A 13,394-nucleotide genomic window follows, 5' to 3' on the forward strand; every position below is an offset into this window, starting at 1 on the left:
CCATATGGCAAAGTTCGCTCTGGTGGCGCCGGACTTCCACGGTAGCATTCCAGTCGATGCGGCCCGTATCGCGCTGCACTCCAGCAAGGCCTAGATGCTGGGTCGCGTGGAGATCAAGGGCGATCCCCAAGGCGCCGTCCAGCTTCAGCATGCGTTCAAGGCGACGGCACTGGGCAGGCCGCTGATTTCGCCGCCTCCCGCGATCCCGATGTTCGACAACAACGACCTGATTGGCGCAGACATTTTTCGATGATGTCGATACCGCTTGTCGAGCGCGCTCGACGTCGCGCCCAAGGAACTCACTTTGGCCGCGTCGCTCCTTGGCGTAACGTCAGGCTGCAACCGGATGGGCTCAACATCATTGAAGGCATTCCGCTGACCTAATGCCTACTTCGAGAAATGGGCATTATCGGCAGAGCAACTGAAGCGAGGTGCGTCCGCTACCAGGTATAAGACCAAGGGCCGCTCTTGGCGCAGTCCTTCCTCCAGTGCCAATGACAAGCCAAGGCTTGTCAGATGGTGATCGGCGTGCAATCTCCAACATTCCGCGCATGTTCGACACGATGAAGCTCATGCATCTCGGCAATCTCGACCTCGGCTACGGTCTCTTTGGCGCACTGATCCTGGCTGGATTGGCTTTGCTCATCGCTTCTCTGAGCCTGACGCACAGGATTGAAGCTGCCGGCCTGGAAGGCAAGACCTTCCGCGAGAAACGCTATGAATATTATCGAGGAATCGCCACGCAGCTGGGCGTACTCCTGATCGGCATCGGCGTTTCGCTGTTCATCTATTTTTTTCAGCAAAACTATCAGGACGAACGGCGGCGCGAAGCTGAGAGCCAACAGGTGCTTGCGAGGCTCGCGTCGCGGATCGGTCGAACCTCAGCCGACCTGGAGTTCTTATCGGAATATGATGACATCCTCGACGAGGGAGGCGCTTATGTCCGTCCTGAAGATGGCGGCAAGAACGGTGCCGTGAGGTCGAGCGGCGACCAGCTGGTGAAGCAAATCGAAGATATGAGGCTCGTCGAGCGAGATGTCCCACAGGAGGATTTCAACGATCTCGACTTCTCGACAGATTTTCAAGGATCATCTCTCATAACCGAGCTGGATCCTGCCTTGTTGTTCGCGATGCACCGTGAGGAAAATGAGCTGAAATACGCCATCAAGCAGTTGAGCGCCGATTTTAGAGATCTGCAGGAGGCGCTCGGACCCACCGATCCAAAAGAAGCGATTTCGAATGCTGTCGCGGCAGCAAAGGCAAAGCGCGAAGCTCTCGACATCCTCTATGATCTCGATCTCCTTCGAGATCGGAGCCGTCGTGCTTTCGCACGCGCCTGTTGGCTGGTCAGTCAGGGCAGCATTTTTTCTTCCCCTCGTCCGATAGAGCCCCTCTCCAGGACATATGGCTCTCACCAGGAGTGGATCCGGCAGGCAAAGCAGACACTTTCGCTTTATCGCGTCGGAAATGAAAATTGCTTCGATATGCTTGGCTACAAGATATCGAATTGATCAGCCGGTGAGCGAATATAGCACACACAGCTTGCGGCGAACAAAGGTCTCGCTGATTTACAGACGAACTGGAAATCTGCGCGATTGCCAGCCGATGCTCGGTCACACAAAACTTGAAAGCCCTGTACGATCGCTCGGGTTCACGATCGATGCAAGGGGGAGCAGTTAATGCGAGACGGGCTCTGGTCGGCGAGACTGGTGCGGGATAGCCTCCAGCCTCGACACAATCCTCGCGCCCAAGGTTCTCGTCATTGGGCTAACCGGTTGCCTCCCTCAAAGCAGGAGCGCGAGAATTTGCGACGCCGCACGGATCGGTCATAGCGTAGTGCGCCGTCACCCCGGCTGCTGTCCAGTGCCCGCAAAGCGTCCATCAAGTCATCGAAGGGAACAATCCAGCCCCGGCGAATCTCACGCAGTGCCGGTGCCGCTTCGAGCGCGCACGCATCCGACGCCCACGAGGCCAGAATGGCGTGCTTTTCATGCAAGGTCAGATCGGGGTCGGCTAGCACATCCCTTGGATGATCGAAGGCTTGAGCGGGGTGCAAGAGCAGGGAAAGATCGAAGCTGCTGTTTTCGGTATCGTCAGCCATGACAACAATCTCCGATGCTTGGAGATGGCCACGACAGCTGTGGCCATCTCGCGATCGGAACGAGGTCGTTACGCCGCTTTTGGTGGAACAGCCGGAACTGGGCTGGAAGGGGCTCGAACGTCGATGCGACGCGGCTTCATCGCCTCTGGGATACGTTGCACGAGATTGATCTGCAGCAGCCCATTTTCGAAGGTTGCGCTCTCGACCTCGATGTGATCGGCAAGATTGAAGCGCCGCTCGAAAGCCTTGGCTGAAATACCCCTGTAGAGATAATCGGAACTTTCCTTTTCACCCACCTTGCGGCCCACAATGGTCAAGAGGTTCTGTTGGGCAGTGAGGGCGATATCATCGGGGGTAAAGCCTGCCACCGCCAGATCGATGCGGAAGCTTTCCTGGCCGGTCCGGACGATATCATAAGGTGGAAAATGCTCGGCCGCCTCGACGGTGCCTGCGTTGAGAAGATCGAACAAGCGATCGAAGCCGATCGCTGAGCGGGCAAAAGGTGCGAAGTCGTAGGTTCTCATAGCCACATCCTTGTGAAAGCAACATGGGTATAAGCAAGGCGCCAGACGCCGCTGTCGCCCGCATCAGGCCCGAAAGGCACCTGACGGCAATCGACATGGTGGAAGCACTCCCGAGTTCAAGGGGTATTTCGAATTTTTTTGCAGGGGAGGTCATCCAAGTCTCGTGGACTACGCCCGAATTCACAGTGGGCATGTACTGCACTCGCATTCTCACGATCGCCGCCCCCAAAGACGCATAACCACCAAGATGATAGCTCCAACCTTATTGGCTCCCCTCGTATCGCCCGATATCTTGATTTGCCGAATCCCGTCATTAGAGCGGAATTGGTCTGACTGGAATCGGAAGGGGATTCCCAAAAAGGGATTGATGTGATTCCTAGATTTCCGATCTGAATCGGGAAGCGAAGCATGTCGAAGCGTGGTGAGGCCTATTCGCAGGATTTGCGGGAGCGTGTTTTGGCGGCGCTGGATAGCGGCATGGCGGCGCGGACGATCGAGCCGCTGTTCAAAGTCAGCCTGTCCTACATTTACAAGGCGGCGGCTCGCCGTCGTGAGACAGGTGAGGTTTGTGCCCGACCCCAGCGCAATCACGTGGCTCTGAAGCTGGCGGAGCATGAGGAGGCGCTCCGCTCCAAACTCGAGGCCGATCCTGACGCGCGGATCGTGGACCTGCGGGCCTGGGCCAAGACAGGACTGGGGATTGCCATCAGCCATGCCCGGATGTGGCACATGCTCAAACGTCTGGGCCTGACATATAAAAAAAGACGATCCATGCCAGCGAACAAAAGCGCCCCGATGTCGCGGCGGCGCGCCGCCAGTGGCGCGGCAGCCAAATCTGGCTGAGGCCTTCGCGTCTGGTCTTCATCGACGAGACATGGGCTTCCACCGCCATGGCGCGCCACTATGGCCGATGCAAGCGTGGCCAGCGTCTGATGCCCCACGGCCACTGGAAGACCACCACCTTCATTGCGGCTCTGCTCGTCGACGGATTGACCGCTCCCTGCGTGCTCGACGGGCCTGTCAACGGTGATTGCTTCAAGGCCTATGTCGAGCAGATCCTCGCGCCTACCCTCGAACACGGCGATATCGTCATCATGGACAATCTGGGCAGCCACAAGGTCCCGGGCGTGCGACAAGCCATTGAGGCCGTCGGTGCGGAACTGCTCTATCTGCCGCCCTATTCCCCCGATCTCAATCCCATCGAGATGCTCTTTGCCAAATTCAAAGCTCTCCTGCGAGCGGCCGCAAAGCGATCCATCCATGACTTATGGGATGAAATCGCCGCGACCCTTCCCCGCTTTCTCGCCAACGAATGCAGAAATTATTTCTCCGCCGCTGGATATTCTACGGTCTGAACGATTCCGCTCTAGAGGTTATGTCATGGCCTTCAAATGCCCTCTGGCTCGCTTCGAGGCTCTCGGGGCATGTGGCTTGCTGCTCTGGGGCGGATTGACGATCGGCGTGGCTTTCATCGGCACGCCTGCGAAATTTCTCGCACCGACCCTGACTTTGCCCGTGGCTCTTGATGTTGGCCGTCACACCTTTGCAATCTACAACGAGGTTGAGCTTGTCCTGGTTGTCGCTCTCGCGGTGATCGCTCTGCGCACGTCTCAACCCGCTGTGCTGCGTGCCTTGATCTTGCCTGCAGCGATTGTTTTGTCAGAGACATTCTGGTTGATCCCAGCGCTGGATGTGCGCGTGGCCGCAATCCTTGCTGGCCAGCAGATGCCGCCATCGCATCTTCACTTCGTCTATGTTGCCGTCGAGGCCGCCAAAACAATGGCGCTCATTGTTCTGGGTGGGCGTCTGGTCCTCTTGAGAGACAGATGAGGCGATCAAGCAGGTCTAGCCGGAAGGATTTCCCGGCTGGGCAGTCGAGCGCGGCGGCGTTCTGGAGACCTCCCTGATGCTGGCGCTGCATCCGGAGCTTGGCGATCTGGCATTTCGAGCAGGAAGGTCGAAACTCGTTCCGACGTAGTCTTGCGGCCCAAAGCTCGATCTGCGCCCGGCACGTTTGCATCGCTCCTGAATGCGCCGCGTACTTAGTTTTGTCGACGCGCCGTCAACCACGTCCGCCGCGCGGGTTCGGTCAGGACTCCAATATTTGCAGCCATTGTCATATCCGGATCACTGCTGCTTGAAACGACCGGACGAAGAGGAAAGCGGACAAGTGCGACTTGCAACTTAAGGCGAATGCAAGATCAGGTCACGATCAGTTGATCGCAGCAATTGGGCTTGCTGTCGTTGCCGATGACAACGATCATGATCTCCAGCCTGGAGTGTCGAAGACTCGAAGCCAATCGTGCCAAGCCGGCGGCGGGCAGGAGATTGTCATGACGAAGTACACTTCCACCAAAGGCGCAACGGCCGTCCTGACGAACGTGCGCAATCTGCTACCCGATCTCGAGGCGCTCTATAAGGACATTCATGCCCACCCAGAACTGTCGATGCAGGAGACGCGAACGGCGGGCATTGCCGCCGAGAGGCTCAAGAAGGCCGGTTACGAAGTTACGACCGGGGTAGGCAAGACGGGCGTGGTGGGATTGCTCGGCAACGGCGAAGGGCCGACAGTGATGCTACGCGCCGACATGGACGCGTTACCGATCGCGGAGAACACCGGCCTTGCCTATGCCAGCAAGGTCTCGGCGGAAGATGCTGAAGGGAACGCCGTACCGGTAGGCCATATGTGCGGTCACGACATGCATGTCGCCTGGCTGGTCGGTGCGGCGACATTGCTGTCGCAGACACGCGGCGCCTGGAAGGGCACGTTGATGGCCGTTTTCCAACCGGGGGAGGAAACCGCGCAAGGCGCGCAGGCAATGATCGATGACGGCCTGCTTAAACGCTTCCCCACACCCGATGTCGTGCTTGGCCAGCATGTCATGGTGGGCCCTGCCGGCACAGTCGCCGGAAGCGCCGGGCCGATAACTTCCGCTGCGGACAGTCTGCAAATTCGTCTGTTCGGGCGCGGTGCGCATGGCTCGATGCCGCAGGCAAGCATCGATCCCGTCGTTATGGCGGCATCCGTCGTCCTCCGGCTCCAGACTATCGTGTCCCGCGAGGTTGCCGCAACCGACGCCGCGGTGGTAACGGTCGGCGTGTTGCAGGCCGGCACCAAGGAGAACGTCATTCCCGACGAAGCCATCATCAAGCTCAATGTGCGGACGTTCGACGCTGGCGTGCGCAAACATGTGCTCGACGCGATCGAGCGGATCGTCAATGCCGAGGCCGAAGCCTCGGGGGCACCGCGCAAACCGGAAATCACACCGCTCGACCGCTATCCACTCAACGTGAATGACGAAACCGCGAGCAACCGCATTGCCGCAGCTTTTCGGGGCTATTTTTCTCCCGACCGAGTCAAGCATACGGGCCCCGCGCCGGCTAGCGAGGATTTCGGCTGCTTCGGCACCGCATGGCAAGTTCCGTCGGTGTTTTGGTTTGTGGGTGGGAATGATCCCGGAATTTATTCTGAGGCCAAGGCAGCTGGCAAGCTGAACGAACTGCCGGTCAATCACAGCCCGCAATTCGCACCGGTTCTGCATCCTACCTTGGAGACTGGCGTCGAGACGTTGGTCGTCGGCGCACTGGCCTGGCTCGCCACAACTTGACGTCGTTTGCCTCGAGAGGCTGAAAACCAAATATGGTGCAGGGAAGCGGCTCGCCGCTCTGGCAGTTTAAGTATCGGTGTGATTCGAGTGCCACCTCGCGCCTTCGGTTCGACGCGTTAAGCTCTTGTGGGAGGCGGCGCCATGATCACCATTCAAACCTTCTTGCAAGTTCTCGACCTGGTCGGCACCTTCGTTTTCGCAATTAGCGGCGCGGTTGCGGCAGTCAATCGCCGCCTCGACATTTTCGGCATCCTCGTTCTGTCTTTCGTGGCAGGAAATTTTGGCGGAATCACACGCGACCTTCTGATCGGCGCCGTCCCTCCTGCTGCCCTCACAGATGGCCGATATTTGCTGGTCTCGGTCTTGGCCGGCATTATAACCTTCTTCTGGTACGCCGGCGTAGACAAGCTGCGCAGCCCCATGCTCTTGTTCGATGCGGCCGGACTATCGCTCTTTGCGGTCGCGGGCGCGCAGAAAGCGATCGAGTTCGGTTTGAACCCGATAATGGCCTCCCTCCTGGGTATGTTGACCGGCATCGGCGGCGGCATTACGCGCGACGTCCTTCTCGCAGAGATTCCGCAAGTGCTGCGTTCTGATCTCTATGCTGTTGCCGCGCTCGCCGGCGCGTCCGTCGTCGCCATCGGCAACGTGCTCGATCTTTCCTATGGCGTCTCGGCTCTAGTAGGAGGGGTTTTGTGCTTTGGCCTTCGCTTCATGGCAATCAGATACGGCTGGCGTTTGCCTGTAGCACATCTGTCGGCGAGAGGACGTGCGGAAGCAGACCCTTCGAACGAGGTTGACCAGCGCTGAATTTGTTGGCGATCGCGGCGCCAACGCTGCTTAAATATTGCCTGCTTCCGATTTTTCCGCGGCTACCCAAGCCAAAGATTCGCGATCCCTGGTCCTCGGGTCAGAACAAGAGTTGCTCGAAATCATGCCCTCAGCGGACAGACTTAGAACAAAAGTCACTTTGGCGCACTGAAACCCATAAAAGGTCGCCCGGAAGATCCCAAACAAGACATGAGGTCGTTAGTCCGGCCCTTTGAAAAGTCTCAGATAATCTCTTAGCGTATGATTTCGAGCAGCTCTTGTTCTGACCCCTTTATCCCTCGAGGCGTTTGCTCAGCCCCACGTGTCAGCGTTCCTCGACTATTTGAAGAAGGCCTTTCCGCAGGGGACGGCTGATGAATTGGCAGCCTATGTCGCGGACTGAACAACCCGGCCAGCCGCAAGTAGAAGCCCGTGATGCATTAGGTCGGCTCGGGAACGGCAGCTTATCGCTTAGTGCGAACCTAAACCGGGCGGTCGACCGACGGCCCCCGACCGGACATCCGCGGCGCGGAACAATTTCAATTCTCGTCCGCAAATCTTCCTTAAGCATGCCGTTGATTGTACGGACGCTTTGTGCCGAGTTCATCGATTAGCGATATCCATCCCGGAGCGCGTCGAACTCGCGCGGGGGCTGCCCGGTCACCCGACTGAACACGCGCGAGAAGGCGGCTGCGCTGTCGTAGCCGACCTGCGCCGCGACACTCTTGACCGGTTTGCCCTTGCCGAGAAGCTGGCGCGCGATCGTCATGCGCCAGACCGTCAGGTACTCAATGGGCGTCAGGCCGACCAGTGTCCGAAAATGATCGGCGAACCGCGTGCGTGACATGCCCGCAACGCCGGCCAGATCCTCAAGCTTCCAAAGTTTCTTCGGCGCCTCGTGCATCGCGGTCAGCGCCTTGGCCAGGCGTGGGTCGGCGAGCCCGGCGAGCACTCCGGTCGAAATGGCGCCGCTCTCAACGACGTGGCGCACGATTAGGATCAGGAGATAGTCGAACAGCCGGTCGAGCGCCACCTGGCGGCCACCAGCTTCAGAGAAGGCTTCGCCGACCAGCAGATCACAAACCGGACCCAGCGCCGGATGTGCAGCGAGCGGCAGGACCACACATTCAGGTAGGCCCTGGCCAATCGGGTTGCCCTCCGCACCCCCGAGTTCGACGGTCGCGCATACGAGGTCGGCTCCGCGCTCGGGATCAACTGCGAAACTGTGGGTCCGCCCGCGCGGCAAAAACAGCAGGGTCGGCTCAACGAGTTCGAGGTCGGCTTGTCCGTCCTGGGTCACCGTGAGCGAGCCTGCCTTGAACAGGTGCAAATGGCCCACACCAGTGAACTGCAACGTCTGGCACAGTTTCCCGGTGAAGAACGTCCGGGCCGTCGGCGTTACGTGGGCGAACAGAGCAGCGAAGGGGTCCATTGGGACGATCAGCAAAATTATTGGCACCAAGCGTCACCCATAGTCCTCCATAAGAACGGTGTGCAAGTCCCCAGTCCTTAATCAACCGGAGAGTCTCATGAATATTCGCTTCGTCACAAAGACCGTTCACGCCTCCCTCGACTATCCCGTCGCGCTGAGCCTGATGGCAACGCCGTTCCTGCTCGGACTCGGCCGTATCAATTCGCTGGCGCTTTGGGTGTCGGTCGCAACCGGCGTGGCCGCCCTCATTCTCACCCTGTTCACCAATCACAAGACCGGTGTAGTCAGGGTGTTGCCATTTGGGCTGCATGTCGCGGTTGACCGCCTCGTCGGCATTACTTTCGTCGCCGTGCCCTTCGTGCTCGGCCTGCAGGGACTGGACGCCTGGTACTACTGGGCGAACGGTGCTGCGGTTCTCCTCGTCACCTTCGTTCTCAACGCGCCCGAAAGCGGCGAGCCCGCGCTGAAGACTGCGCGCCCCTAAGAGCCTTTGCTAACATCATGCTGCAGCGGCCGAGTTAACCCTCAGCCGCTGCCGGTGCTTGGACCCCCAAGTTCGCTTGCCAATGGCGATCCGGTTCGCTGCGGCACACCAGCAAATTGACATCAAGGTCGTCGCGGAAAGTGTCGAGTCGATAACTGGTTGCGTGAGATCGAAAAGACCCTTCCGCGTCTGCAATTTACCCTGAACCAACAAATGTCTGAGGAGACGACACCCATGAAAGCGATCATTGTGACGAACCAGTCTGCGGGAACGGCCGGCATGACACTGGTGGAGGGGCCCAAGCCACATGCAGCGATAAACGACGTCGTCGTTCAGGTTCATGCGTCGGGCTTTGTCCCTACCGAGTTGGAGTGGCCGTCGACCTGGACCGACCGCCGCGACCAGGCGCATACGCCATCGATCCCTGGACACGAACTGGCCGGAGTGGTCATTGCCCTGGGATACGGCACCACGGGTCTTTCAGTGGGACAGCGGGTGTTCGGTCTCGCGGATTGGTATCGCGACGGCACACTGGCGGAGTATATTGCCATGGAAGCACGCAACCTCGCGCCGCTGCCAGGCGACGTCGATTTCACAGTGGGCGCGAGCCTGCCAATCTCGGGTCTGACCGCGTGGCAGGGACTCTTCCAGCACGGTCGTCTTCAGGCGGGGCAGAGCGTCCTTGCACATGGTGCAGCCGGCGCGGTCGGTTCGATGGTGACGCAACTCGCACGTGAGGCCGGTGCCTATGTCATCGGCACCGGACGGACCGCCGACCGACAGAAGGCACTCGAGTTCGGCGCAAATGAATTCGTCGATCTCGAGAACGACGCACTGTCAGACATCGGCAGCATCGATCTGGTGTTCGATGTCATCGGCGGGGACATCCAGAAGCGGTCCGCAGCTCTGATCCGGGCCGGAGGAACGCTGGTGACCGTCGTCGGCCCGGCCGAGGCGCGGCCTGCAGGCGGCCTGGCGGTTGACTTCGTTGTCGAGTCCGATCGTGCCCAACTGAGTGAGATCGTCCAGCGGGTGCGGGACGGGCGACTGCGAACGAACATCGGCAAAGTTTCGGCCCTCGACGAGGCAGTTGCGACCTTCATTGCCAGCGAGCGACACACGGGGAAGACGGTCATCCGGGTTCGTCCGTGAGAACTTGGGGAGAGAAGGCGGTTCCTCTCTCATCGATTATCGCCTACGCGTCTCGCCGGGCCACCCGCTGAGCGATATGACGACGCGCTTATAACTGGCCCTTCGAAGATCGGCGACGGCTAGACCACAAGAACACCGGGCGCATGGCGGGCCACGGCCGAACGGCAGCTTGCCGCTCCTTTGGATCCAAGCCGGACGGTCCGGTAACGGCCCCACACGAGCCATTGAAGGACGTGCCGCTGGATTCGCAGAACGGCGTTTATGAACCGGGCACCTAACCCGACGAGGTGCCGGCTCGAACATAGACGGACTTTGCGGTCAAAAGCGAAGAGCTGAAAAGCTTGCCCTTTGCTGCCCACTGATCAATGAATGCCCCCGTATTCGCATGCTCATGTCCCTCCTGCTCGGAAAATTTCCCATGCCAACTGGCACCGTCAAATGGTTTAATCCCCAAAAGGGTTCGGCTTCATCGCACCTGACAATGGCGGCCCGGACGCCTTTGTGCACATCAGTGCGGTTGAGCGCGCTGGACTGAATGATCTCCGCGAAGGCGAAAAGGTGTCGTATGAGCTCGTAGCTGACAGACGAAGCGGCAAGATGTCGGCTGACCAGCTAAAACTAGTGAAATAAAATGCGGCTATGAGCGCGTCAGGAAGTCCTTGTCCCCTTAAGCGGATTCAGGCGGCGCACGGAGCACTTCCCGGGCGGTTCAATCCTTCGTCCTGTTGGAGGGTGAAGACGCGGCGCTACGAGCCGGCTGGCTTTTCGTGAAAGCCGAGACGGTCCCGAACGACAGGACGTCGACGTCGCGCCGCCGGGTCATTTCCGCCGGCGTGCAGACGAGCGTCGCGAGCGCGTTCGCGACGCGGGCGCCGTCCATGTGGAAAATTAGCACAGCGCCGCGGGCGATCTCGGCCAGGACTTCATTCCGTTCCTTCCTTCCGCAGATACGAAAGGAATCCAGAGGTGCCCAGAATCGGTGGCCGATCAGACCAGCGCACCACGGCGCAGACCGTCCGCGCGCGCTACTCCCGTGGGGAGGTCGCTACGGAGCGGTCAAAGCCTCTCCCTTTTAATAGGCCCGGAAGGTGCTCGGCCGCTGCCCGATCGCCGCGTACCAACGGGCGAGGTTCGGAAAGCGCCCTAGTTCCTGACCTTGTTTGGCGTGTCGGTAGATCCAGGGATAGGACGCCATGTCTGCGATGCTGTATTCGTCGGCAATATACTCTCTGTCGGCGAGCCGGTGATCGAGTACGCCGTAAAGCCGAGAGACTTCTCTGGTATAGCGATCAATGGCATAGGGAATTGGCTCGGCGGCGTAGTGCCTAAAGTGGTGCGCTTGGCCCGCCATCGGCCCCAGACCACCGATCTGCCAAAAGGTCCATTGAAGCGCCTCCAATCGGCGAGCGGGTACGGAAGGCAAGAAACGGCCGGTTTTCTCCGCGAGATGGAGAAGTATGGCACCGCTCTCGAAGACGGGCACAGGCCCGTCGCCCCATGGTGGATCGTGATCGACGATAGCCGGAATGCGATTGTTCGGCGATATGGCGAGGAAACGAGCTTCGAATTGATCGCCCCGCTCGATGTCGATCGGCACGAAGGTATAGGAAAGATTTCCTTCCTCCAAGAACAGGGAAATCTTGTGGCCGTTCGGTGTCGGCCAGAAATACAAGTCTATCATTCGGCGGCCCGTGGGAAGTAGGTCAGATCCAAGGCAGGTGGTGGCACCTTTGTCTGCGACAGCAGCGCGTGGACTTGGCCGCGGTGATGGGCATGGTGCAGGAACAAGTGAGACAGCACCAAGCGTCGAGGCAAGATCTGGGGCTTTCCGTCCATGCTGGTGTAGTGCAAGTCTCCCTCTAGATCGCCGTTGGCCACGATTTCATCGACCAAGCTGACGATTCTTCGGTCTTCGGCGCTTCGGGCCGCCCTCAGCGATACGAAATCCGCGCAGAGTTCCGTATCCAGCGAGGGAATGGAATGTCCTTCGCCGGTCAGCCTGCCCAGCCAAATTCTATCTGTCGCAAGCAAATGATTCAGCGTCCGATGGATCGAGCCGAAGGCGCAGACGCGCGGAAGGAAATACTCGTCGTTCGTCAGTGCCCCACAGGCGTCGTATAGGCGCTCGTTGGCCCACACCGTCCAACGTGATAGCGTCCGAAAACTCGTATCCATTGTGGCTCCCTTGTATTGCGGGAGTAGTCTAATCCGAAGGCTGCAAATGGTCGAAAACAACCTCCTAATGACGGATAAGGCAGGCTGATGCCGGTCCGCCACGATCCTCCTCCGACCCATATGCTCCAGGCGTTCTCCTCCGTCGCGAAGCTCAAGAGCTTCAGTCGTGCGGCAGCAGAGATAGGGGTCAGCCAAAGCGCCATCAGCCAACGGATTGCGGCACTCGAAGCGAGGCTCGACACCCGCCTGCTGCACCGGGAAAATGGCCAGTTCGAACTGACGGCGGAGGGTGCGGCCTATCTGGAGACAGTTGACGCGGTGCTCGATGCGCTGAGGCGTGCGGCGTCGCGCGTCGCCGATCGCCGGGCCATCGTGCGGATTAGTGTGTTGCCGTCATTCGCGCGCTGCTGGCTCGCCCCGCGGTTCGTAATGTTTGCTTCGTTGTTTCCGGACGTAGACGTTGCCTTGCACGTTTCGGACGACAAGGTGTCGTTGGAGGATGGCGATTACGATCTCGCAATACGCTTGCGTCCCTCTGCCGATCGGTCCGGGGAGTCGATGACAAAGGATGATGATGTCATGATTGCGGTCGCCGCACCGGGCCGCTCGACTTCAACATCTACTGCGTCTGACCCATTTGCCGACCTCCCTCTGCTGGCGGATGACTGTGGTCGATTGGGGCTTCCCGCATGGGGGGCCTGGAGATCTTGGTATCGACTCAACCGCTGCGATCGGTCGCCAACGCGGGGATTCGCGTTTAGCGACGCGGGATTGATGGTCGACGCGGCGTTGTCCGGCGCCGGGGCGGCCCTGGTTCGAAGATCCCTCGTGGCCGATAGCATCAAGACAGGGAAACTGGTCTCGGTAGGATCGAGCCTGCCTTCTCCCGGACGGACGGTGCTGCTTGAGCGCCCTAATGGCCGCAGCTCAAAAGCTGTTCAGCGGGTGGCGCGTTGGTTTCTCGATGCGTCGCATAGTACCTAGTCGCAGCGGCTTGCGATTATCCACAGCCCGGCTGGAGATCCTGCACGCAACGGGCTCGAACTAGCCGAGACGATGACCGCGCGCCGCCGCAGCTTGCTGGATGGCCGTTGTGATGTAAGTGCTC

Annotated in this window: 14 protein-coding genes and 4 pseudogenes; 12 read left to right on the forward strand and 6 right to left on the reverse strand. The window is 59.5% G+C overall.

The annotated features are described in order from the left end of the window. The first annotated feature begins 94 nt into the window (after positions 1-94). The 3 genes and pseudogenes from QQL24_RS11075 to QQL24_RS11085 all read left to right on the forward strand — a co-directional run. Positions 95-253, forward strand: coding sequence for a hypothetical protein (locus tag QQL24_RS11075; RefSeq protein WP_284312048.1), 159 nt, complete (start codon positions 95-97; stop codon positions 251-253). 256 nt (positions 254-509) lie between these two features. Next, the gene (locus tag QQL24_RS11080) at positions 510-1,511 is read left to right on the forward strand and encodes a hypothetical protein (protein ID WP_284312050.1); all 1,002 of its coding nucleotides are present in this window, start codon (positions 510-512) and stop codon (positions 1,509-1,511) included. 16 nt (positions 1,512-1,527) lie between these two features. Beyond that, a pseudogene (locus QQL24_RS11085) lies at positions 1,528-1,680 on the forward strand (integrase); the annotation flags it as partial. Between the two features lie 79 nt (positions 1,681-1,759). Here QQL24_RS11085 and QQL24_RS11090 read toward each other — a convergent pair. Continuing rightward, positions 1,760-2,101 (reverse strand): hypothetical protein, encoded by a 342-nt coding sequence (locus QQL24_RS11090; RefSeq protein ID WP_284312051.1) that lies wholly within the window; start codon positions 2,099-2,101, stop codon positions 1,760-1,762. 68 nt (positions 2,102-2,169) lie between these two features. Then, a complete protein-coding gene (locus QQL24_RS11095) occupies positions 2,170-2,625 on the reverse strand; it encodes an Hsp20 family protein (protein ID WP_284312052.1) in 456 nt (151 codons plus the stop codon). A gap of 408 nt (positions 2,626-3,033) precedes the next feature. Here QQL24_RS11095 and QQL24_RS11100 point away from each other — a divergent pair. The 5 genes and pseudogenes from QQL24_RS11100 to QQL24_RS11120 form a co-directional block, all read left to right on the forward strand. Continuing rightward, positions 3,034-3,980 (forward strand): IS630 family transposase gene (locus tag QQL24_RS11100; protein WP_431310674.1). Its coding sequence is split into 2 segments (ribosomal slippage): positions 3,034-3,382 and positions 3,382-3,980, totalling 948 coding nucleotides; the frame shifts between segments, so codons are not numbered across the junction. Positions 3,981-4,005: 25 nt separating this feature from the next. Next, positions 4,006-4,455, forward strand: coding sequence for a hypothetical protein (locus QQL24_RS11105; RefSeq protein ID WP_284312056.1), 450 nt, complete (start codon positions 4,006-4,008; stop codon positions 4,453-4,455). Between the two features lie 503 nt (positions 4,456-4,958). Next, the gene (locus tag QQL24_RS11110; RefSeq protein WP_284312058.1) at positions 4,959-6,233 is read left to right on the forward strand and encodes a M20 family metallopeptidase; all 1,275 of its coding nucleotides are present in this window, start codon (positions 4,959-4,961) and stop codon (positions 6,231-6,233) included. Between the two features lie 141 nt (positions 6,234-6,374). Beyond that, entirely contained in the window at positions 6,375-7,043 is a 669-nt protein-coding gene (locus QQL24_RS11115; protein WP_284312060.1) for a trimeric intracellular cation channel family protein, read from the forward strand. Positions 7,044-7,333: 290 nt separating this feature from the next. Next, positions 7,334-7,446: pseudogene (locus QQL24_RS11120) on the forward strand (LysR family transcriptional regulator); the annotation flags it as partial. A gap of 207 nt (positions 7,447-7,653) precedes the next feature. On the opposite strand, the gene QQL24_RS11125 reads toward QQL24_RS11120, so the two are convergent. Further along, positions 7,654-8,475, reverse strand: coding sequence for an AraC family transcriptional regulator (locus tag QQL24_RS11125; protein ID WP_284312061.1), 822 nt, complete (start codon positions 8,473-8,475; stop codon positions 7,654-7,656). 97 nt (positions 8,476-8,572) lie between these two features. Between QQL24_RS11125 and QQL24_RS11130 the strand changes: the two genes are divergently transcribed. From QQL24_RS11130 to QQL24_RS11140, 3 genes and pseudogenes are all read left to right on the forward strand, one after another. Then, positions 8,573-8,959, forward strand: a complete 387-nt coding sequence (locus QQL24_RS11130) for a hypothetical protein (protein WP_284312063.1) — start codon at positions 8,573-8,575, stop codon at positions 8,957-8,959. 234 nt (positions 8,960-9,193) lie between these two features. Then, positions 9,194-10,111, forward strand: a complete 918-nt coding sequence (locus QQL24_RS11135) for an NADP-dependent oxidoreductase (RefSeq protein ID WP_284312065.1) — start codon at positions 9,194-9,196, stop codon at positions 10,109-10,111. A gap of 418 nt (positions 10,112-10,529) precedes the next feature. Beyond that, positions 10,530-10,741: pseudogene (locus QQL24_RS11140) on the forward strand (cold-shock protein). Positions 10,742-10,895: 154 nt separating this feature from the next. Here the strand turns inward: QQL24_RS11140 and QQL24_RS11145 are convergent. The 3 genes and pseudogenes from QQL24_RS11145 to QQL24_RS11155 form a co-directional block, all read right to left on the reverse strand. Next, positions 10,896-11,036 (reverse strand): annotated as a pseudogene (locus QQL24_RS11145) (beta-eliminating lyase-related protein); the annotation flags it as partial. A gap of 147 nt (positions 11,037-11,183) precedes the next feature. After that, positions 11,184-11,792 carry a glutathione binding-like protein gene (locus QQL24_RS11150; protein ID WP_284312067.1) on the reverse strand — a complete coding sequence of 203 codons (609 nt, stop codon included), beginning with the start codon at positions 11,790-11,792 and terminating at the stop codon, positions 11,184-11,186. Next, positions 11,789-12,286, reverse strand: a complete 498-nt coding sequence (locus QQL24_RS11155) for a DinB family protein (RefSeq protein WP_284312068.1) — start codon at positions 12,284-12,286, stop codon at positions 11,789-11,791. Before QQL24_RS11155 ends, QQL24_RS11150 begins: the two co-directional genes overlap by 4 nt. An 87-nt stretch (positions 12,287-12,373) precedes the next feature. On the opposite strand from QQL24_RS11155, the gene QQL24_RS11160 reads away from it, so the two are divergent. After that, positions 12,374-13,270, forward strand: coding sequence for a LysR family transcriptional regulator (locus QQL24_RS11160; RefSeq protein ID WP_284312070.1), 897 nt, complete (start codon positions 12,374-12,376; stop codon positions 13,268-13,270). The last annotated feature ends 124 nt before the right edge of the window (positions 13,271-13,394 follow it).

The organism is Labrys miyagiensis (genome assembly GCF_030160835.1).
In the GTDB taxonomy this organism is placed as follows: Bacteria; Pseudomonadota; Alphaproteobacteria; order Rhizobiales; family Labraceae; genus Labrys; species Labrys miyagiensis.